Origin of the sequence: Pseudomonas fluorescens, from assembly GCF_001307155.1 — a bacterium.
Lineage (GTDB): Bacteria > Pseudomonadota > Gammaproteobacteria > Pseudomonadales > Pseudomonadaceae > Aquipseudomonas > Aquipseudomonas helvetica.
Genome location: NZ_CP012830.1, coordinates 1,231,885 through 1,253,358 on the forward strand (window position 1 = coordinate 1,231,885; position 21,474 = coordinate 1,253,358).

General features: G+C 57.4%; 18 protein-coding genes and 2 tRNA genes. 2 read left to right on the plus strand and 18 right to left on the minus strand.

From position 1 onward, the window contains the following. From nusA to rlmE, 10 genes are all read right to left on the minus strand, one after another. On the minus strand, nt 1-1,482 hold the full coding sequence (nusA, locus tag AO353_RS05565; RefSeq protein WP_019691793.1) for a transcription termination factor NusA: 1,482 nt from the start codon (nt 1,480-1,482) through the stop codon (nt 1-3). 47 nt (nt 1,483-1,529) lie between these two features. Further along, on the minus strand, nt 1,530-1,988 hold the full coding sequence (gene rimP, locus AO353_RS05570; RefSeq protein ID WP_024265126.1) for a ribosome maturation factor RimP: 459 nt from the start codon (nt 1,986-1,988) through the stop codon (nt 1,530-1,532). A 139-nt stretch (nt 1,989-2,127) separates the two neighbouring features. Then, nucleotides 2,128-2,204: transfer RNA gene (locus tag AO353_RS05575), tRNA-Met, on the minus strand. Between the two features lie 96 nt (nt 2,205-2,300). Then, nucleotides 2,301-2,386: transfer RNA gene (locus AO353_RS05580), tRNA-Leu, on the minus strand. Nucleotides 2,387-2,408: 22 nt separating this feature from the next. Next, nucleotides 2,409-2,792: a preprotein translocase subunit SecG gene (gene secG / locus AO353_RS05585; RefSeq protein ID WP_054594060.1), complete on the minus strand. Its 384-nt coding sequence runs from the start codon at nt 2,790-2,792 to the stop codon at nt 2,409-2,411. Between the two features lie 4 nt (nt 2,793-2,796). Further along, nucleotides 2,797-3,552 carry a triose-phosphate isomerase gene (tpiA, locus tag AO353_RS05590; protein ID WP_054594061.1) on the minus strand — a complete coding sequence of 252 codons (756 nt, stop codon included), beginning with the start codon at nt 3,550-3,552 and terminating at the stop codon, nt 2,797-2,799. 66 nt (nt 3,553-3,618) lie between these two features. Continuing rightward, nucleotides 3,619-4,956 (minus strand): phosphoglucosamine mutase, encoded by a 1,338-nt coding sequence (gene glmM, locus AO353_RS05595; RefSeq protein WP_054594062.1) that lies wholly within the window; start codon nt 4,954-4,956, stop codon nt 3,619-3,621. Nucleotides 4,957-4,972: 16 nt separating this feature from the next. Next, complete coding sequence (folP, locus tag AO353_RS05600) at nt 4,973-5,824, minus strand: dihydropteroate synthase (protein WP_054594063.1); 852 nt, start codon at nt 5,822-5,824, stop codon at nt 4,973-4,975. 8 nt (nt 5,825-5,832) lie between these two features. Beyond that, nucleotides 5,833-7,734 carry an ATP-dependent zinc metalloprotease FtsH gene (ftsH, locus tag AO353_RS05605; RefSeq protein WP_054594064.1) on the minus strand — a complete coding sequence of 634 codons (1,902 nt, stop codon included), beginning with the start codon at nt 7,732-7,734 and terminating at the stop codon, nt 5,833-5,835. A gap of 190 nt (nt 7,735-7,924) precedes the next feature. Continuing rightward, nucleotides 7,925-8,575 (minus strand): 23S rRNA (uridine(2552)-2'-O)-methyltransferase RlmE, encoded by a 651-nt coding sequence (gene rlmE, locus AO353_RS05610; protein ID WP_019691786.1) that lies wholly within the window; start codon nt 8,573-8,575, stop codon nt 7,925-7,927. Nucleotides 8,576-8,681: 106 nt separating this feature from the next. Between rlmE and AO353_RS05615 the strand changes: the two genes are divergently transcribed. Beyond that, nucleotides 8,682-8,990: a YhbY family RNA-binding protein gene (locus tag AO353_RS05615; protein ID WP_019691785.1), complete on the plus strand. Its 309-nt coding sequence runs from the start codon at nt 8,682-8,684 to the stop codon at nt 8,988-8,990. A gap of 9 nt (nt 8,991-8,999) precedes the next feature. On the opposite strand, the gene AO353_RS05620 is transcribed toward AO353_RS05615, so the two are convergent. From AO353_RS05620 to grpE, 8 genes are all read right to left on the minus strand, one after another. Next, nucleotides 9,000-9,404, minus strand: coding sequence for a hypothetical protein (locus AO353_RS05620; RefSeq protein ID WP_054594065.1), 405 nt, complete (start codon nt 9,402-9,404; stop codon nt 9,000-9,002). A 28-nt stretch (nt 9,405-9,432) separates the two neighbouring features. Continuing rightward, the gene (greA, locus tag AO353_RS05625) at nt 9,433-9,909 is read right to left on the minus strand and encodes a transcription elongation factor GreA (RefSeq protein WP_054594066.1); all 477 of its coding nucleotides are present in this window, start codon (nt 9,907-9,909) and stop codon (nt 9,433-9,435) included. Beyond that, nucleotides 9,906-13,127, minus strand: a complete 3,222-nt coding sequence (carB, locus tag AO353_RS05630) for a carbamoyl-phosphate synthase large subunit (protein WP_054594067.1) — start codon at nt 13,125-13,127, stop codon at nt 9,906-9,908. Before carB ends, greA begins: the two co-directional genes overlap by 4 nt. A 139-nt stretch (nt 13,128-13,266) precedes the next feature. Beyond that, the gene (gene carA / locus AO353_RS05635; RefSeq protein WP_054594068.1) at nt 13,267-14,403 is read right to left on the minus strand and encodes a glutamine-hydrolyzing carbamoyl-phosphate synthase small subunit; all 1,137 of its coding nucleotides are present in this window, start codon (nt 14,401-14,403) and stop codon (nt 13,267-13,269) included. A gap of 258 nt (nt 14,404-14,661) precedes the next feature. Continuing rightward, nucleotides 14,662-15,468: a 4-hydroxy-tetrahydrodipicolinate reductase gene (gene dapB / locus AO353_RS05640; RefSeq protein WP_054594069.1), complete on the minus strand. Its 807-nt coding sequence runs from the start codon at nt 15,466-15,468 to the stop codon at nt 14,662-14,664. Nucleotides 15,469-15,478: 10 nt separating this feature from the next. After that, the gene (gene dnaJ / locus AO353_RS05645) at nt 15,479-16,603 is read right to left on the minus strand and encodes a molecular chaperone DnaJ (RefSeq protein WP_054594070.1); all 1,125 of its coding nucleotides are present in this window, start codon (nt 16,601-16,603) and stop codon (nt 15,479-15,481) included. Nucleotides 16,604-16,900: 297 nt separating this feature from the next. After that, nucleotides 16,901-18,817 carry a molecular chaperone DnaK gene (gene dnaK, locus AO353_RS05650; protein WP_054594071.1) on the minus strand — a complete coding sequence of 639 codons (1,917 nt, stop codon included), beginning with the start codon at nt 18,815-18,817 and terminating at the stop codon, nt 16,901-16,903. Nucleotides 18,818-18,919: 102 nt separating this feature from the next. After that, entirely contained in the window at nt 18,920-19,486 is a 567-nt protein-coding gene (gene grpE, locus AO353_RS05655) for a nucleotide exchange factor GrpE (protein ID WP_054594072.1), read from the minus strand. 248 nt (nt 19,487-19,734) lie between these two features. Between grpE and recN the strand changes: the two genes are divergently transcribed. Continuing rightward, nucleotides 19,735-21,408, plus strand: coding sequence for a DNA repair protein RecN (recN, locus tag AO353_RS05660; protein ID WP_054594073.1), 1,674 nt, complete (start codon nt 19,735-19,737; stop codon nt 21,406-21,408). Nucleotides 21,409-21,474: the final 66 nt, after the last annotated feature.

Here is a 21,474-nt window from a genome sequence, read left to right on the forward strand (position 1 = left end):
TTACTCGAACCAATGGGCTCGGGCGGCCATGATCAACTTGCCGGCACGATCATCGTCAATGCCGTCGATGTCGAGCAGGTCGTCAATAGACTGCTCGGCCAGGTCTTCGCGGGTAATTACGCCGCGCACCGCCAGTTCCATCGCCAAATCCTTGTCCATACCCTCAAGCGAGAGCAGGTCTTCGGCCGGATGGGCGTCTGCCAGCTTTTCCTCAGTAGCGATGGCTTTAGTCAACAAACGATCCTTGGCCCGAGCGCGAAGCTCGTTGACGGTGTCTTCGTCAAAGCCATCGATGTTGAGCATTTCTTCCAACGGTACGTAGGCAATCTCTTCCAGGCTGGTAAAGCCCTCATCAACCAGCACCTGTGCCAGATCTTCGTCGACTTCCAGCTCGTCGATGAAGTTGCGCAGGATGTCGCCGGTTTCTGCTTGCTGTTTAGCCTGGATGTCCGATTCGGTCATCACGTTCAGGGTCCAGCCAGTCAACTGGCTAGCCAGACGCACGTTCTGACCACCGCGACCGATGGCCTGAGCCAGATTGTCTGCGCCAACGGCGATGTCCATTGCATGGGCATCTTCGTCAACGATAATTGCCGCAACCTCAGCCGGGGACATGGCGTTGATCACGAACTGCGCCGGGTTGTCGTCCCACAGGACGATATCCACACGCTCACCGCCCAATTCGCCCGATACCGCCTGGACGCGCGAACCGCGCATACCAATGCAAGCACCTTGCGGATCAATGCGTTTGTCTTTGGAGCGGACCGCGATCTTGGCGCGCGAACCCGGGTCACGGGACGCAGCCATTACTTCGATCAGGCCTTCAGCGATTTCCGGCACTTCGATGCGGAACAACTCGATCAGCATTTCTGGCGCTGTACGCGACAGAATCAGCTGCGGGCCGCGGTTCTCGGTGCGGATTTCCTTGAGCAGTGCACGCAGGCGCACGCCCACCCGGAAAGTTTCGCGAGAAATGATGTCTTCACGAGCCAGCAGCGCTTCAGCGTTGTTACCCAGATCAACGATCACGTTGTCGCGGGTTACTTTCTTCACGGTGCCGGAGATGATTTCTCCCAGACGCTCGCGGTAGGCATCAACGACTTGAGCGCGCTCGGCTTCGCGAACTTTCTGCACGATAACCTGCTTGGCAGTCTGCGCAGCAATGCGGCCGAATTCGATGGACTCGATTTTTTCTTCGACTACATCACCGACCTTCGCGCCAGGATGCGTTTCCTGAACCTTGCTCGGCCAGGTTTCAACAGCCGGATCATCCAGGTCTGCTTCTTCGACTACCGTCCAGCGACGGAAAGTTTCATAAGCACCGGTGTGGCGATTGATTTCCACACGCAGATCAACTTCGTCTTCAAAACGCTTTTTGGTAGCGGTGGCCAGAGCCAGCTCCAGCGCTTCAAAAATTACGTTTGCCGGTACGCCCTTTTCATTGGATACCGACTCAACAACCAGCAGTACTTCTTTGCTCATCGTACGCCTCGCCTTTCGCAAGCCATTGGATCCGCGGGATCCGCGTCTCAGTCAAAACTGGGAATAATGTTGGCCTTGTCGATCATATCGATCGGCAACAGGAACTCATGGTCTTCAACCTGCACCACGACGTCCTGCTCTTCTACACCGCGCAGAAGGCCCTGAAAGTTGCGTCGACCTTCGAAAGGCGAGCGCAGCTTGATCTTCACTTGGTCACCGGCAAACTTTGCAAACTGTTCAAGCGTGAACAGCGGGCGTTCCATGCCAGGCGAGGAAACTTCAAGGGTGTATTCAACGGAGATCGGATCTTCAACATCCAGCACACCGCTGATCTGACGGCTGACGATGGCACAATCGTCCACCAGCACACCGCCTTCTTTATCGATATAAACGCGCAACAGTGAGTGGCGACCTTGAGCCGAAAACTCAATACCCCAGCATTCATAGCCAAGGGCCACGACCACCGGGGCCAACAAGGCCTGCAACTGTTCTAGCTTGCTCGACACCTGAACCCCCTCGTGCATGTAAATGCATGCTATGCAAAATAAAAAAATGGGCGAAACGCCCATCCCTGAAACGCCGTTGAACAGCGGCGTTATAAAGTTTCCAGCTAACAAAAAGCCCCTGAAAAGGGGCTCCTGAAACTGGTTGCGGGGGCCGGATTTGAACCGACGACCTTCGGGTTATGAGCCCGACGAGCTACCAGACTGCTCCACCCCGCGACAAAGCTGGGGCGGAAGTATACGACCGATCCCTAACAGGGTCAATGTAACCTTCCACCTACAAGAAAGCCCGCAACAGCGGGCTCTCCTGATAATTGGTACCGAGAAGGGGACTCGAACCCCTACACCCTATGGGCACAACCACCTCAAGGTTGCGTGTCTACCAATTCCACCACCTCGGCAATACTACGTTTGAAACCCTTCTTACTTTTGCTCTTGAGCTGGAGGCACGTCAGTCGCATTGGTTGCCGACTTTTGCTCTTGAAGCACCGGAACATCATCAGAAGCCGGTTTTTGCTTTGGAACTTCCAACACTGCTGGGTTTGGCAAACCTACTTGAGTCAGCTGGTGAGCTTTCTCTTTAGCAAAGTAACCTAACCCTAAGCTGGTTATGAAGAAACCTGCGGCAAGTATAGCAGTAAACTTACTAAGAAAGGTAGAGGAACCTTGGCTTCCGAACACAGTATTTGAAGCACCTGCTCCGAAAGACGCGCCAGCGTCCGCACCTTTACCCTGCTGCAGCAATACGAGAGCAACTACGCCCAGTGCACCCAGCAGATGAAAAACGACTACGACTGTTTCCAGCATTTTTTCAGTTTCCCGCGGCGCGACAAATCGCACCGAACTCATCTGCATTCAGGGAAGCTCCACCAATGAGCCCCCCATCGATATCCGGCATGCCGAACAGTTCGACCGCATTGGCCGCCTTCACGCTGCCGCCGTATAGAAGCCGCACACCTTGTGCGACCTCAGAATTCTCTGCCGCCAACTGCGCACGAATGGCTGCATGCACATCCTGCGCCTGTTGCGGCGAAGCAGTCAGCCCGGTGCCAATGGCCCAGACCGGCTCGTAAGCGATTACTGCTTTTGCAAATACACCAACACCCAGCTCGTCGATGATGCTGCCCAGCTGATGCCCGACAACCTCAAGCGTTTTTCCGGCCTCACGCTGCTCAAGGGTTTCCCCTATACACAACACCGGAATCAAGCCACATGCCTGCGCCGCTGCAAACTTGCGAATCAGCGTCTCATCACGCTCGCCGATGATCTGGCGACGCTCTGAGTGCCCAATGAGCACCAGGGAACAACCTGAATCCACCAACTGACTCGGCGCAATCTCACCGGTCAATGCACCTTGCATGGCTTCCACCGCAGAATTCTGCGCGCCGACCGAAATCGACGTACCTTCCAAGCCATCAATCACTTGATTGATATACAAGCAAGGCGGGAATACCGCGACCTCAACACCGCTCGGCAAGGCCAGATGACGAAGGCCGTTTATCAGCTCAGCGACGCTGGCGCGGGTACCGTGCATCTTCCAGTTACCAGCTACCATAGGGCGACGCATGCTGTACCTCGTCGGTCAAAGTGGGCGCAGATGTTACCCAACCACATCATTACTGGCAAGCCGAAATCAGGCAGAAACTTCAGCAACCAGTTTTGCCAGCTCCTCGGCGTAACCGCGAACCAGTGTTTCGTCCTCACCTTCGACCATGACCCGCACCAGCGGCTCTGTGCCAGACTTGCGCAACAACACGCGACCACGCCCAGCCATAGCCTTGGTGACGCGCTCGCTGACTTCTTTGACAGTCGCATGCTCGACCGGATTTTCGCCGCCGCCGAAACGCACATTGATCAATACCTGAGGACACTTGCGCAGTGCCTGACGCGATTGCGCAAGACCTTCGGAACGGCGCTTCAGAGACATCAGCACCTGCAACGCAGCGATAATCGCGTCACCCGTGGTGGTATGACTGAAGCACACGACGTGACCGGAGTTTTCACCACCCACCAGCCAGTTACGCTCAAGCAGTTCGGCGATTACATAACGGTCACCGACGTTGGCCCGCACAAAAGGAATCCCCAGATCCGCCAGGGCCAGTTCCAGCCCCAGATTACTCATCAAGGTTCCAACAACACCACCCTGCAACTTGCCACGCTCATGCAAGTCACGCGCGATGATGAACAACAATTCGTCGCCATCGACGATCGCTCCAGTGTGATCGACCATCAATACCCGGTCGCCATCACCATCGAAGGCAATGCCCAGATCTGCGTGCTCAGCCAATACAACTGCCTGCAATTGCCCCATATGGGTGGAGCCGCAATTGTGATTGATGTTCAGACCGTCAGGCTGCGCAGAAAGCACCGTCACCTGCGCACCCAACTCACGAAAAACACTCGGAGCCACCTTATAGGTAGCACCGTGTGCGCAATCGATCACGATTTTCAAACCCGAAAAATTGGTGCCGGTTGGCACACTGCTTTTGCAGAACTCGATATAACGACCTGAGGCATCGTTGATTCGCGAAACCTTGCCGATCTTGCTCGACTCAACCACGGTCATCGGCATATCGAGCAATTCTTCGATCATCAGCTCAACATCATCCGGCAGTTTCGTGCCTTGCCCAGAGAAGAACTTGATGCCGTTATCATCATGAGGATTGTGCGAAGCGCTGATTACAATACCGGCCTCAGCATTGAAGGTACGCGTCAAATAGGCGATAGCCGGAGTAGGCATCGGCCCCAGCAGCATGACATCAGCCCCGGCAGAGGTAAGCCCGGCCTCAAGCGCCGATTCGAACATATAACCAGAGATTCGAGTGTCCTTGCCGACAAGAACCTTGCAAGCACCCTTACTGCGAAAGGCCATGCCGGCAGCCCAACCAAGCTTGAGCATGAACTCAGGGGTAATCGGATATTCGCCGACCCGACCACGAATGCCGTCGGTGCCAAAATACTTCTTAGTCATAAGTGCTCCATCATTCTTATTCGGCTGACTCAACTGCTGCGATCATCCGCACCACATCGACTGTTTCGGCCACGTCATGCACCCGCAAGATGCGCGCCCCCTTGACGACAGCCAACGCCGCGAGAGCCAGGCCGCCATGCAGCCGCTCTCCCACCGGGCGATTCAATGCCTGCCCGATCATGCTCTTTCGCGAAACCCCGACCAACAGGGGCCGTCCCAAGGCATGCAGGGCTTCCATATGCTTGAACAGACTCAAATTGTGCTGCAAGTTTTTCGCGAACCCGAAACCCGGATCAAGAATGATCCGTTCGGCCGGAATACCGACCGCAGCACACGACGCCATACGCTCGGCAAGAAACTCACCAACCTCTCTCGTCACGTCATCATAATGCGGGTTGTCCTGCATATCTCCCGGCTCACCGAGCATATGCATCAGGCACACCGGCAATCCGGTGGCTGCTGCCGCATCCAGCGCTCCGTCTCGACGCAGCGAACGCACGTCGTTGATCAGACCTGCTCCCAGGCGTGCAGTTTCACGCATGACCGCAGGTGTCGAGGTATCGACCGAGATAATAACGTCCAGTTCGCGATGAATACGCTCGACGATCGGCGCCACGCGCTCCAGCTCCTCAAGCGGCGAGACCGCCCGTGCACCAGGCCGGGTCGACTCGCCACCTACATCAATGAGGGTCGCACCAGCAGCCGCCATCGCCTCAGCGTGTCGCAGAGCAGCATCGAGCTGACTGAAGCGACCACCGTCGGAGAAAGAATCGGGAGTGACATTGAGGATGCCCATGACATGCGCATGAGCCAAATCAAGAACCCGGTTACCGCAAGGCAACCGGGTTGAGGACTGTACAAGAGTCATTTCAAACCTTAGACGTCAGCGGCCGGGCCACCGATGGGAGTTTCCGGACGCTCTTCCTGTACGACAGGAGGAGTACCGGTACCACCCGACCAGTCACGAGGCTCACGCGGCGTGCGGCCAGCCATGATGTCATCGATCTGTTCGGCATCAATGGTTTCGTACTTCATCAGCGCATCGGCCATGGCATCGAGCTTGTCGCGGTTATCCGTCAAGATCTGCTTGGCCGTGCCGTAGCACTGGTCAATGATGCTGCGCACTTCCGAGTCGATCAGCTTGGCAGTCTCGCCCGAGAAGCTGGCGTGCTGACCACCGCCGCCGCGACCGAGGAACACTTCACCCTCTTCTTCGGCATACATCAAAGGACCGAGTTTTTCCGACAGCCCCCACTTGGTGACCATGTTTCGTGCAATCTGGCTGGCACGCATGATGTCATTCGATGCACCCGTGGTCACGCCATCGAAGCCCAAGGTCATCTCCTCAGCAATACGGCCACCGTACAGCGAGCAGATCTGGCTGATCAACGCACGCTTGGACAGACTGTAGCGATCCTCTTCCGGCAGGAACATCGTCACACCCAACGCTCGGCCGCGCGGGATGATCGAGACCTTGTAGACCGGATCATGCTCGGGAACCACACGACCAACGATCGCGTGTCCCGCTTCGTGATAGGCAGTGTTCTGCTTTTCTTTTTCGGACATGACCATGGACTTGCGCTCAGCGCCCATCATGATCTTGTCTTTCGCCAGCTCGAACTCTTTCATCTCGACAACGCGCTTGCCGGTGCGGGCAGCAAATAGCGAAGCCTCGTTCACCAGGTTGGCCAGGTCGGCACCGGAAAAACCAGGCGTACCACGTGCGATAACCGCCGGAGCAACATCATCACCCATCGGCACTTTGCGCATGTGGACTTTCAGGATTTGCTCACGACCACGAATATCCGGCAGCCCTACGACAACCTGACGGTCGAAACGGCCCGGACGCAGCAGCGCAGGGTCAAGTACGTCAGGACGGTTGGTTGCGGCGATGACGATGATGCCGTCATTCATTTCGAAACCGTCCATCTCTACCAGCAACTGGTTGAGAGTCTGTTCACGCTCGTCGTGACCACCACCCATGCCCGCACCACGATGGCGACCGACAGCGTCGATTTCATCGATGAAGATAATGCACGGAGCGTGTTTTTTCGCCTGCTCGAACATATCGCGAACACGGCTGGCACCCACACCAACGAACATTTCGACGAAGTCGGAACCGGAGATGGTGAAAAACGGCACCTTGGCTTCACCGGCAATGGCTTTGGCCAACAGGGTTTTACCGGTACCCGGTGGACCCACCATCAGCACACCGCGAGGAATACGCCCCCCCAGACGCTGGAACTTGCCCGGATCACGCAGGAACTCGACCAACTCACCCACTTCTTCCTTGGCTTCGTCGCAACCGGCAACGTCTGCCAGGGTAGTTTTCACCTGATCTTCGGAGAGCAGGCGCGCCTTGCTCTTGCCGAAGCTCATCGGTCCACCCTTGCCGCCGGCACCGCCCTGCATCTGCCGCATGAAGAACATGAAGACGGCGATGATCACCAGGATCGGGAAGCTGGCAACCAGGAGCTGAGTCCAGATGCTTTGCTGTTCAGGCTGCTTGCCTTCAACGACTACGTGGTTATCCACCAGGTCGCCGATCAGACCGTTGTCCTGAATGGCCGGACGAATGGTCTTGAAGCTGTCGCCATCATTGCGCTTGCCAGTAATGACATAGCCGTCCACGGCTACGCGCTCGACCTTGCCATCCTTGACCTGCTGGATGAAGTCGGAATAGTTGAGGGTCTGTGGCTCGTTAGGGCTGGAGAAGTTGTTCATCACCGTCACGAGGACAGCCGCGATGATCAACCACAGGATCAGATTCTTTGCCATATCGTTCAATTAACTACCCTCTGAAGCAAGCTCCGCTACTGGCGCGCGCTTCGCATGATATTCACCGGCCTAACTTACTACATTACCTACGGCTCTGGCAGGCGCCGTCTGTAACCCTTTGTGAAACAATGACTACACAATATTCGTTATACCGGCTCTGTAAAGCGATACAAAAAAACCTATCGCCCCCTTAGAAACGCTCAACGCTCTCGGAACCTTCAACACCGCGGAAACCGCGTCCCAGCAAGTACTGCTCGCGAGACCTGTCACGCGAAGACAAAGGCTTGCGCATCTGTACCTTGTCAAACAGCTTGCGGATTTCCTTGTGGTATTCATCGAAGCCTTCACCCTGGAAGACCTTGATCAAAAAATCACCACCTGGCCGTAAAACCCGACCGGCGAGATCCAGTGCCAACTCGCAGAGGAACATCGCCCGTGGCATATCTACAGCTGCCAATCCACTCATATTGGGGGCCATATCGGAAATCACAAGGTCTACCTGCGTATTTCCGACCGCCTCGAGGATCTGAGCCAGCACCGCATCTTCGGTAAAGTCGCCCTGAATGAAGGTCACATCGGGGATGCTGTCCATTTCCAGGATGTCGGAGGCGATCAAACGACCCTGACCACCAATCAGACGACTGGTCACTTGCGACCAGCCACCCGGCGCTGCACCGAGATCGATTACGGTCATGCCCGGACGGATCAGGCGATCCTTTTCCTGGATCTCCAGCAATTTGTAGCTGGCACGCGAACGATACCCGTCTTTTTGCGCCATTTTGACGTACGGGTCGTTGAAATGCTCTTTCAGCCAGTTAAGGCTAGTCTTGGAACGGGCCACGGGCCACCTCAAAAAAATAAACGAGTCGCGATTAACTGGGCGGTCCCGGACTCGCTCGGGTAAACTGGCCGCCGCTTTTTACAAGATCAGACGCAGGGGTCAGATTATGCCGCTCACTCAAGAGCAGAAGAAACAGTACAAGTCCATTGGCCACCATCTGAAACCAGTTTTGACTGTGGCTGACAACGGTTTGACTGAAGGTGTTTTAGCCGAACTGGAACGCGCATTGGGCGATCACGAGCTGATCAAGATCAAGCTCAGCATCCTCGATCGCGAATCGCGCCTGGCAGCCATTGCAGAACTGTGCAAGGCCGGCAAAGCGGATCTGGTGCAAGTCATCGGCAAGATGGCGCTGATTTACCGCAAGAACTTCAGCGTCAACAAGCAGTTGTCGAACGTTCATCGCTTCAAGTGATGATACGGGTCAAGGGTGTGCTTCGCGCACCCTGCCACCCCATCCAGGTACCGGCTGTAAAACCAGCAGCAACCCGGAAAAACCCAGCACAAGATAGCTGAACAACAACCAGTGCTGCGCCTGCGGCCAGTCGATTCGCACGACGAAGTACATCGCACTCGCGTATAACGCCATCAACAGCAGTTGCCCGCGAATATCGCGCCATAGACTGACAAGGCCCTTGGCCTGAACCAGCACCAAAACCTGAAAAACCACGCACGCCGCTGAAAACCCGACCAGCAGCGCACTCAGCATGCTTGAAATTTCTTCGATCAGCAGCGGTGCCAGGCCAATACGGCTCAGCACCGGCAGCAGACCGATGTGCAACAACCACAAGCCACCAACCCATAACATCTGAGTCAGTTGCCAAAGCATGGCGCCCGCACGAAGCAGGCGCTTGCCTTCAGATATGGCGGACTTCGACAATCTCGTACTCGATAACGCCGCTAGGCGTTTTGACCGCCACCACATCACCCTCTTCCTTGGCAATCAAGGCGCGAGCAAGTGGCGAACTGACGGAGATCTTGCCGAGCTTGAAGTCAGCCTCATCCTCGCCCACGATGTGGTAAGTGACACTTTCATCCGTTTCGACGTTGGCGATTTCAACGGTGGTGCCGAAAATCACTTTGCCAGTGTGAGGAATGCTCGTGACATCGATGATGACCGCATTCTGCATGCGGCCTTCGATATCACGGATCCGCGCCTCGACCATACCCTGCTGCTCGCGAGCAGCGTGGTATTCGGCGTTTTCCTTCAAGTCACCCAACTCGCGAGCCGTACCGATGTCCTGGCTGAGCTTCGGGCGGACGACCTTGGTCAGGTGAGCGTGTTCTTCTTCGAGGGCTTTCGCCCCCTTAACGGTCATTGGGTATTTGATCATGCCTTCAATCCTGCGTGTAGATCCTGCAAGCGGCGCACAGTCTTCTCGGGACCGAACTTCAGCGCTTCACAGATAGCTTCGCCAGCAGCGATGGTGGTAGTGCAGTAGATCTTGTGCTGCAAAGCATTACGACGAATGGAGTATGAATCAGCGATCGACTGACGACCTTCGGTGGTGTTGATGATCAGCGTGACTTCGTCATTCTTGATCATGTCGACCACGTGCGGACGACCTTCGGTCACCTTGTTCACACGGCGCACTTTCAGGCCTGCAGCTTCGATCAGCTTGGCAGTACCGGCAGTGGCGACCACTTCGAAGCCCAAGTTGATCAGATCACGGGCTACGCCTGCAACCAGTGGCTTATCATCATCACGCACGCTGATGAAGGCAGTACCGCCGGTCGGCAGCACTTCGCTGGCACCCATCTGGGCTTTGGCAAAGGCTTCGCCGAAGGTATCGCCCACACCCATCACTTCACCGGTGGACTTCATTTCCGGGCCAAGGATCGGGTCAACGCCAGGGAACTTGGCGAATGGGAACACCGCCTCTTTCACGCTGTAGAAGTTAGGAATGATTTCTTTGGTGAAACCAATTTCCTTCAGGGTTTTACCGGCCATCACGCGAGCCGCGATCATTGCCAGGGAAACACCGATGCACTTGGACACGAACGGTACGGTACGGGAAGCGCGCGGGTTGACTTCGATGACGTAGATGTCTTCGCCTTGCAGCGCCAACTGAACGTTCATCAGGCCGACCACGCCCAGCTCCAGGGCCATTTTCTTGACCTGCTCACGCATCTCGTCCTGGATATGCAAAGGCAGCGAGTACGGCGGCAGCGAGCACGCGGAGTCACCGGAGTGAACACCTGCCTGTTCGATGTGCTGCATGATCGCGCCGATCACCACGTCGGTGCCGTCGCAAACCGCATCCACATCCATTTCGATGGCGCAGTTGAGGAAGTGGTCCAGCAGCACAGGGCTGTCGTTGGACACTTGAACCGCTTCACGCAGGTAGCGCTTGAGCTCTTCTTCTTCGTAGACGATTTCCATCGCACGACCGCCCAGTACGTAGGACGGACGCACAACCAGCGGGTAGCCGATCTTCGCGGCAGCACGAATGGCTTCGTCTTCGCTGCGCACGGTGGCGTTTGGCGGCTGACGCAGGTTCAGGCGCTGGACCATCTGCTGGAAGCGCTCACGGTCTTCGGCGCGGTCGATTGCGTCAGGGCTGGTGCCGATGATCGGCACGCCAGCAGCTTCCAGGGCACGAGCCAGTTTTAGCGGAGTCTGGCCGCCGTACTGGACGATCACGCCTTTTGGCTTCTCGACGCGAACAATTTCCAGCACGTCTTCCAGGGTCACCGGCTCGAAGTACAGGCGATCGGAGGTGTCGTAGTCGGTGGATACAGTTTCCGGGTTGCAGTTGACCATGATGGTCTCGTACCCGTCATCGCGCAGGGCCAGTGCCGCGTGTACGCAGCAGTAGTCGAACTCGATGCCTTGACCGATACGGTTAGGACCGCCGCCCAGGATCATGATCTTGTCGCGACCCGATGGCGCGGCTTCGCACTCTTCTTCGTACGTCGAGTAGAGGTAAGCGGTGTCGGTGGCGAACTCGGCGGCGCAAGTGTCGACGCGCTTGTAGACCGGGAACACTTCAAGCTTGTGGCGATGGGCACGCAGGCTCTTCTCGGTCACACCCAGCAACTTGGCCAGGCGTTGATCGGAGAAACCCTTGCGCTTGAGGCGGAACATCATGTCGCGGTCGATGCTGGTCAGACCCAGGGTCTTGACCTTCTCTTCGTCCTTGATCAGATCTTCCATCTGCACCAGGAACCAAGGATCGATCATGGTCATGCCGAAGATATCTTCAACGCTCATGCCGGCGCGCATTGCGTCAGCCACGTACCAGATACGCTCGGCGCCCGGCACGGTCAGCTCGCGCTTGAGCACGCTCATGCTTTCCGGATTGCTCAGGTCGAGCTTCTCGTCCAGACCGCACACACCGACTTCCAGACCGCGCAGGGCTTTCTGCAGGGATTCCTGGAAGGTCCGACCGATAGCCATGACTTCGCCAACCGACTTCATTTGAGTGGTCAGGCGGGCGTCGGCTTTCGGGAATTTCTCGAAAGCGAAGCGTGGCAGCTTGGTCACGACGTAGTCGATGGACGGCTCGAAAGACGCTGGGGTTTTACCGCCAGTGATGTCGTTCGACAGTTCATCCAGGGTGTAACCCACAGCCAGCTTGGCCGCGACCTTGGCAATCGGGAAACCGGTTGCTTTCGAAGCCAGCGCCGAGGACCGGGATACCCGCGGGTTCATCTCGATGACCACCATGCGGCCAGTGTTCGGGCAGATGCCGAACTGGACGTTGGAGCCACCGGTTTCCACGCCGATCTCGCGCAGTACCGCCAGGGAGGCGTTACGCAGGATCTGGTATTCCTTGTCGGTCAGGGTCTGTGCCGGAGCCACGGTGATCGAGTCACCGGTGTGCACGCCCATCGGGTCGAAGTTTTCGATCGAGCAGACGATGATGCAGTTGTCCTTTTTATCGCGGACAACCTCCATTTCGTACTCTTTCCAGCCGATCAGCGATTCGTCGATCAGCAGCTCTTTGGTCGGCGACAAGTCCAGACCGCGGGCGCAGATTTCTTCGAACTCTTCGCGGTTGTAAGCGATACCGCCACCGGTGCCGCCCATGGTGAAGGACGGGCGGATGATGCACGGGAAGCCGAGCTTCTCGAGGACCGCGTTGGCCTCTTCCATGCTGTGGGCGATGCCGGAACGCGGGCAAGCCAGGCCGATGGATTTCATCGCCTTGTCGAAACGCGAACGGTCTTCAGCCTTGTCGATGGTGTCAGCGTTGGCGCCGATCATCTCTACGCCGAACTTTTCCAGAATGCCTTCGCGCTCCAGGTCCAGGGCGCAGTTCAGAGCGGTCTGGCCGCCCATGGTCGGCAGCAGCGCGTCCGGGCGCTCTTTCTCGATGATCTTGGCAACGGTCTGCCACTTGATCGGTTCGATGTAGGTGGCGTCGGCCATGGCCGGGTCGGTCATGATGGTGGCCGGGTTGGAGTTCACCAGGATGACGCGGTAACCCTCTTCGCGCAGGGCTTTGCAAGCCTGGGCGCCGGAGTAGTCGAATTCGCAAGCCTGGCCGATCACGATCGGGCCAGCGCCGAGAATCAGGATGCTTTTAATGTCTGTACGTTTTGGCATGGGTAGTCACTCAAATCCGCAGGTCCGACGGCAATCCCCTAGGAGAAGCCGTCTTGATCAATCTCTGAAGCCCTTCAGGGACCGCCGGGTTACCGGGGCCACCCTCAGGGACTTCTCGCTACATGCTCAAGCCCGGCGATTAACGTCGCTTGGCCATCTCGTTGATGAAGCGATCGAACAGCGGCGCCACATCGTTCGGACCAGGGCTGGCTTCAGGGTGACCCTGGAAGCTGAACGCGCTCTTGTCGGTACGCTCGATGCCTTGCAGGGTGCCGTCGAACAGCGATTTGTGGATCGCCCGAACGTTGCCTGGCAGAGTCGCTTCGTCTACCGCAAAACCGTGGTTCTGGCTGGTGATCATGACGACACCGGAATCCAGATCCTGAACCGGGTGGTTGGCGCCGTGGTGACCGTGGCCCATTTTCAGGGTCTTGGCGCCAGAGGCCAGGGCCAACAGTTGGTGGCCGAGGCAGATGCCGAACACCGGGATCTCGGTTTCAAGGATGTCCTTGATCGCCTGGATCGCGTAGTCGCATGGCTCAGGGTCGCCCGGGCCGTTGGACAGGAATACACCGTCCGGCTTCAGAGCCAGAACGTCAGCAGCCGGCGTTTGAGCTGGCACCACGGTCACGCGGCAACCGCGCTCGACCAGCATGCGCAGGATGTTGACCTTGACGCCGTAGTCGTAGGCAACCACGTGGTACGGCAGATCGGAAGCGTCGAGGGTCGCGTGGCTGTCGGTTTTCAGATCCCAGACAGTCGAGCGCCATTCGTACTGCTTCTTGGTGCTGACGACTTTCGCCAGATCCATGCCCTTCAGGCCCGGGAAGCCGCGCGCTGCTGCAATCGCAGCTTCGTCGGAGATGTTGTCGCCAGCCATGATGCAGCCGTTCTGCGCGCCTTTTTCACGCAGGATGCGTGTCAGGCGGCGGGTGTCGATACCGGCGATTGCCACAACGTTGTTGGCTTTCAGGTAGTCGGACAGGGACATCGTGTTACGCCAGTTGCTCGCAACCAGTGGCAGGTCACGAATAACCAGACCTGCAGACCATACGCGGTCGGACTCGGCGTCTTCCGGCGTGGTGCCGGTGTTGCCGATGTGCGGGTAAGTCAGGGTAACGATCTGTTGGGCGTAGGAAGGATCGGTAAGGATTTCCTGATAGCCGGTCATGGCAGTGTTAAACACCACCTCACCAACGGTTTGACCGTCGGCTCCAATGGCTTCGCCGCGAAAAATGCTGCCATCAGCAAGGGCGAGTATGGCTGGCTTAGTCAAGAAGACCTCCCGTAAATAAAGCCTGAAAGGGCGATCGCAGGTTGCAAAAAAGCGGAGTGACGTATGGACACGTCACCCCGCTTCTTCACTGAATTATTCTGCGCGCTTTTAGTGGACACACTAAAGCTGTAGCTTACAGAAAAAGGCTTTTTTGGTCTACCGCCAATGAGCCTAAAAGGCCGGGGAATGCGACAGGACGTCGCTTGGCGGGATAAATCGGGCTCAAACGCTGTGTTTGAACCCGATTCCGGCTGCATCTTAACGCAGGTCGAGCACGTCTTGCATGTCGTAAAGACCCGGCTCACGACCATCCAGCCACAACGCGGCACGCACCGCGCCCTTGGCGAAGGTCATGCGACTGGACGCTTTATGGGTGATTTCCAGGCGCTCGCCCTCGCAGGCGAACAGCACCGTATGATCGCCGACCACATCACCGCCGCGAACCGTGGCGAAACCGATGGTTTCGCGCTCGCGCACACCGGTGTGGCCTTCGCGCCCATAGACCGCAACCTTCTGCAGATCACGATCCAGTGCGCTGGCGATCACCTCGCCCATGCGCAAAGCCGTGCCTGAAGGCGCATCGATCTTGTTTCGATGATGGGCTTCGATGATTTCGATATCAGCATCATCACCCAACACACGAGCCGCCATATCGAGCAGCTTCAGCGACAGGTTCACGCCAACACTGAAATTGGCGGCGAAGACAATTGGAATGTCCTTGCCTGCCTCGGCCAGCAACTGCTTTTGCGCAGCATCCAGCCCCGTAGTGCCGATGACCATGGCCTTGCCCACCTTGCGGCAGAACGCCAGGTTCTTCAGCATGACCTCCGGTAGCGTGAAGTCGATCAACACATCGAACTCAGCCGCCACCATTTCCAGGTTACCGGACAGCGGCACACCGATCCGCCCCAGCGCGGCCAGCTCACCGGCATCCACGCCGATCAGCGTGCTGCCAGGGCGCACGATTGCCGCCGTCAGACCAGTGAGTGGTGCGCGTTGCTGCACCGCTTCGATCAGGATCTTGCCCATGCGCCCGGCAGCGCCCATCACAGCTATACGTCGCATGCCCGACTCCTTACAGATCGCCGAAGAAGCGCTTCACGCCTTCGAACCAACCGGTGGTTTTCGGCGAATGGCTGTTGTCGTCCGCCAGGGAACTGCGGAACTCTTCCAGCAGTTCGCGCTGACGACGCCCCAGATTGACTGGAGTCTCGACCACCACACTGCACATCAGGTCGCCCGCGCCACCGCCACGAACCGGTGCCACGCCCTTGCCACGCACCCGGAACTGCTTGCCGGTCTGCGTGCCTTCAGGAATCTTCAGCCTGACCCGACCATCAAGGGTCGGAATCTCCAGCTCGCCGCCCAGCGCTGCATCGACGAAGCTGATCGGCACTTCGCAAAACAGATGCTTGCCGTCACGCTGGAAGATCGCGTGCTCGCGAACGTTGATCACCACGTACAGGTCGCCAGTCGGCCCACCTTGAGTCCCCGCCTCGCCTTCGCCAGACAGACGAATACGGTCGCCGGTATCAACGCCAGCCGGCACTTTCACCGACAGGGTCTTGTACTCTTCGACACGACCTTCGCCATTGCAGGAGTTGCATGGATCGGAAATGATCTTGCCCTGGCCATGGCAACGCGGGCAGGTTTGCTGCACCGAGAAGAAGCCTTGCTGCATGCGCACCTGACCGATACCGCCGCAGGTTGGGCACGTGACCGGCGCAGAACCTTTCTTGGCACCCGACCCGTCGCACGGCTTGCAGTTGACCAGTGTTGGAACACGGATATTCACGGTTGTGCCGCGCACCGCTTCTTCCAGGTTCAGCTCCAGGGTGTAGCGCAGATCGCTACCGCGCTGAGCACCGCCACGGGAACCGCCGCGACCACCACCGAAGAAGTCACTGAACACATCACCGAAGATATCGGAGAAGTTCTGACCACCAAAACCAGCACCGCCGCCACCCATGCTTGGGTCGACACCGGCATGACCGTACTGGTCGTACGCCGCGCGCTTGCTGGAATCGGACAGTACTTCGTAGGCCTCGTTGGCCTCCTTGAATTTTTCTTCCGACGCTTTGTCGTCAGGATTACGGTCCGGGTGGTGCTTCATTGCCAAGCGACGGTAGGCCTTTTTCAGGTCCGTTTCGCTCGTGCCACGCTCAACACCCAACACTTCGTAATAGTCACGCTTTGCCATAAGTCTTTGCACTCTTAAGGACGTTCGGCAAACCCCTCCTGAGCTTCGCCAAACTCGTTGAGCCCCAATACAGGCCCGGACCCAACTCACGTCAATTCAACGATCCTGGTCTTTGATTCGATGCGATACCTGTGGATCGGAAAGCAGGAGCATCCCCGTCCGCACCGCCAGCATCCGAACGCTGTCGCATGCTGTAAAAATTCGTCTACTCCAGACACGCCAACGCGGGAGCAAGCTCCCGCGCGGCGACATCCTACCAGTCACCGCACAAAGGCAGTCAACCGGCCGACCAACAACTTACTTGTGTTCTTTGACTTCTTCGAACTCAGCGTCGACAACGTCGTCAGCCTTCTCAGCTTTTTCAGCGTGCGGTGCCGCACCGTCAGCTGGCTGAGCCTGTTCGGCGTACATCTTCTGCGCCACTGGAGCGGAGACTTTCGACAGCTCTTCAACCTTGGCTTCGATAGCCGCCTTGTCGTCGCCTTTAACAGCGGCTTCCAGGGCAACCACGGCAGCTTCGATTGCGGTCTTCTCTTCAGCAGTCACTTTATCGCCAGCGTCAGCGACCATTTTGCGCGTCGAGTGAACCAACGCGTCGCCCTGGTTACGGGCAGTGGCCAGCTCTTCGAACTTGCGGTCTTCGTCAGCGTTGGTTTCAGCATCGCGAATCATCTGCTGAATTTCTTCCTCGGACAGACCGGAGTTGGCCTTGATCACGATCGACTGAGTCTTGCCGGTGGCCTTGTCTTTGGCGCCTACGTGCAGGATGCCGTTGGCGTCGATGTCGAAGGTCACTTCAATTTGTGGCACGCCACGTGGTGCTGGTGGAATCTCGGCCAAGTCGAACTTGCCCAGGGACTTGTTCTGGGCAGCTTGCTTGCGCTCACCTTGCAGCACGTGAATGGTCACTGCACCCTGGTTGTCATCGGCAGTCGAGAACACTTGCGATTTCTTGGTAGGAATCGTGGTGTTTTTCTCGATCAGCGCAGTCATCACGCCACCCATGGTTTCGATACCCAGAGTCAGCGGGCTGACGTCGAGCAGCAGGACGTCTTTCACGTCACCGGCCAATACTGCACCCTGGATAGCAGCACCCATGGCAACGGCTTCGTCCGGGTTAACGTCTTTACGGGCTTCTTTACCGAAGAACTCGGTCACCAGTTTCTGAACCAGTGGCATACGGGTCTGACCGCCGACCAGGATCACGTCGTTGATCGCGCCAACGTCGATACCCGAGTCTTTCAGGGCAATGCGGCAAGGCTCGATGGTGCGTTGAACCAGGTCTTCAACCAGCGCTTCCAGCTTGGCGCGGGAGATTTTCACGTTCAAGTGCTTAGGACCGGTCGCATCTGCAGTGATGTACGGCAGGTTAACGTCGGTCTGCAGGCTCGAAGACAGCTCGATCTTGGCTTTCTCAGCGGCTTCTTTCAGGCGCTGCATGGCCAGCGGATCACCTTTGAGGTTCATGCCGCTTTCTTTCTTGAATTCGTCAACGAGGTAGTCGATCAGACGAATGTCGAAGTCTTCACCACCCAGGAAGGTGTCACCGTTGGTGGCCAACACTTCGAACTGGTGCTCGCCATCAACTTCGGCGATCTCGATTACGGAGACGTCGAAAGTACCGCCACCCAGGTCATAAACGATCACGGTGTGATCGCCCTTGGCCTTGTCCATACCGTAGGCCAGAGCGGCTGCGGTTGGTTCGTTGATGATGCGTTTTACGTCCAGGCCAGCAATACGGCCGGCGTCTTTGGTCGCCTGACGCTGACTGTCGTTGAAGTAGGCCGGAACGGTGATAACCGCTTCAGTCACAGTCTCGCCGAGGTAGTCTTCGGCGGTTTTCTTCATCTTCTTCAGGATTTCAGCCGAGATCTGTGGCGGCGACATTTTCTGGCCGTTCACTTCAACCCAAGCGTCGCCATTGTCAGCCTTGGCGATTTTGTAAGGGACCATCTTGATGTCTTTCTGTACGACTTCTTCGTCGAACTTACGACCGATCAGACGCTTCACCGCATACAGGGTGTTGTGCGGATTGGTCACAGCCTGACGCTTGGCCGACTGACCCACCAGGATCTCGCCATCGTTGGCATAAGCGATGATCGACGGCGTAGTACGCGCGCCTTCAGCGTTTTCGATAACTTTGGCTACGCCGTTTTCCAGCACGGAGACGCAGGAGTTGGTAGTCCCCAGGTCGATACCGATAATTTTGCCCATGTTCACTCTCCCGAAACTTTGGATTTGGTTGCCGCAGCAGTGGTGGCTAACTGCGGTAGCACTTAAACGCTTGACATCTAAATGGGGGCCTTACGGCGAATTTCAAGCCTGCTCGTCAATCGAAGGCGAAACCGGCGCCGGAGCCTTGCTGACCACGACCATGGCCGGGCGCAGCAGGCGACCGTTGAGCATGTAACCCTTCTGGAACACCTTGAGCACGCTGTTGGGCTCGACGTCTGCACTTTCCTGCATGGCCATCGCCTGATGATGTGCAGCGTTGAACGGCTCACCTTCAGGATCGATCGCTTCCAGCTGATAACGCTTCAGGGTGTCCTGGAACATTTTCAGGGTCAGCTGGATGCCTTCACGCATAGGGCGGATGCTTTCGTCGTCCGGGTTGGACAGCTCAAGACCACGCTCCAGGCTGTCGACTATCGGCAGCAAGTCGTTGGCGAACTTCTCTAACGCGAATTTGTGAGCTTTTTCTACATCCTGCTCAGCGCGACGGCGGACGTTCTGCAGATCGGCAGCAACACGCAAAGACTGATCCTGCGCGCCAGCCAGTTGCTCTTCGAGCACTTGTACACGAGCCGCCAGGTCTTCACCCGATGCTTCGGGAGCCTGATTGGCGTCTGGATTTTGCGTATCCAGCGTCTGTTCGTCAGCCATAGATTTCTCCTTTCAAAATCGTGCGCGAACTCGACTCGCGCTTCTGCCCCGGTATATGGGGTCGCAAATTCCAGGTTCAAGGGCTGCCGGAACTCTGAACGCTATTACCCTTACAAAACGACTGATTTAATATCCCGGTGGTTTTAAAAAAATCCATTTTCCAAGCAAATCGAGCTAAACACGGGCATTGTCAGCCAGAAACAAAACACTGTATAAATAACCAGACCTAAAGCCTGGGAGCGGCCTCTATGCTGGTGCACCTGTCCGTACATAACTACGCAATCGTTGAACATCTCGATCTGGAACTTGATCGCGGGATGAGCGTGATCACAGGGGAAACCGGTGCAGGCAAGTCGATCATGCTCGACGCCCTGGGCCTGACCCTGGGCGATCGCGCCGACAGCGGCGTGGTTCGCCCAGGCGCCGAGAAGGCCGACATCCTGGCCACATTCGACCTGGCCGATATTCCGGAAGCCAGTACCTGGCTGGCCGAGCGCGACCTCGATACCGACGGCCCATGCATCCTGCGCAGGGTGATTACCGCCGAGGGTCGCTCGCGTGGCTACATCAATGGCAGCCCCTGCCCGCTGGGCGACCTTAAAGCCCTTGGCGAACTGCTGATCGATATCCACAGCCAGCATGAACACCAATCGTTGCTGAAAACCGACACGCACCGTCGGCTGCTCGACGAATATGCCGGCGCCACGGACCTCGCCCGCCAGGTGCAACTGGCCGCCCAGCGCTGGCGCCAGACTCGCCAGGAGCTGGAGCGCCTCTCCAACTCCGGCGACGAGCAGCGCGCTCGCCACCAATTGCTCAGCTACCAACTCGAAGAGCTGGAAAACCTCGGCCTCGGCGAGAGCGAGCTGGAGCAACTGGAGCAGGAACACAAAAACCTGACCAACGCCGAAACCTTGCTGGGGATTTGCCGACAAGTGGTCGAGCAGTGCAGCGAAAGCGATTCCGGCAATGTACTGAACGCCCTGACAGCCAGCCTCAATCGCCTGTCGAGCGTGAGCAACTCGGTCGGCGCCCTCGGCGAAGCAACCAATCTGCTGACCAGCGCGCAGATTCAGGTGGAAGAAGCTGTCGGCGAACTGAACCGTTTTCTCGACCATTTCGATGCCGATCCGGCACGCCTCCAGCAACTCGAAGAACGCCTGGATTCGATCTACACCCTGGCGCGCAAACACCGGATTCAACCCACCGAAGTCGCGGAGCTTCAGCAACGACTGCTGGACGAAATCGAAACACTGAATGCCAACGACGAGTCCATCGAACGACTGAGCGAAGAGCTGGGTGCATTCGCCCGGCATTACCAGGAAAAAGCCCGGGAGCTGAGCGATCTGCGTCATCAGGCTTCGACCAGCCTGGCCAATGCCGTCGAACAGGAAATTCAACGCCTGGGCATGCCCGGCGGCCGCTTCACCATTGAGCTACGCCCAAACACCAGCACTGAACTGCTGCCCAACGGCCTCGAGCAGGTGGAACTGCTGGTCAGCGCCAACCCAGGGCAACCGCTCAAGGCACTGGCCAAAGTCGCATCGGGGGGTGAGTTGTCACGAATCAGTCTGGCCATCCAGGTGATCACCGCACAAACCTCGCGAGTGCCAACACTGGTGTTCGACGAAGTGGACGTCGGGATTGGCGGCCCGACAGCGGAAATTGTCGGCCAGCTCTTGCGCCGCCTCGGAGAGCGCGGACAGGTGCTGACCGTCACGCACTTGCCGCAAGTAGCCTCCCAGGGCCATCAGCATCTATTTGTCCACAAGGTGCGCGGTGACGATGCCACGCACACCGCCGTGTCCAAGCTGAGTAAAAACGAGCGTATTGAAGAAGTGGCGCGAATGCTGGGAGGGATCGACCTGACCAAGGAGTCCCTGGCCCACGCAAAGAAAATGGTCGTGACGGCAAAAATCTGAAGTCACCAGACAGCACGAAGGCGACCCTTGGGTCGCCTTCGTTCGTATCGCGGACCAGAAATCCGC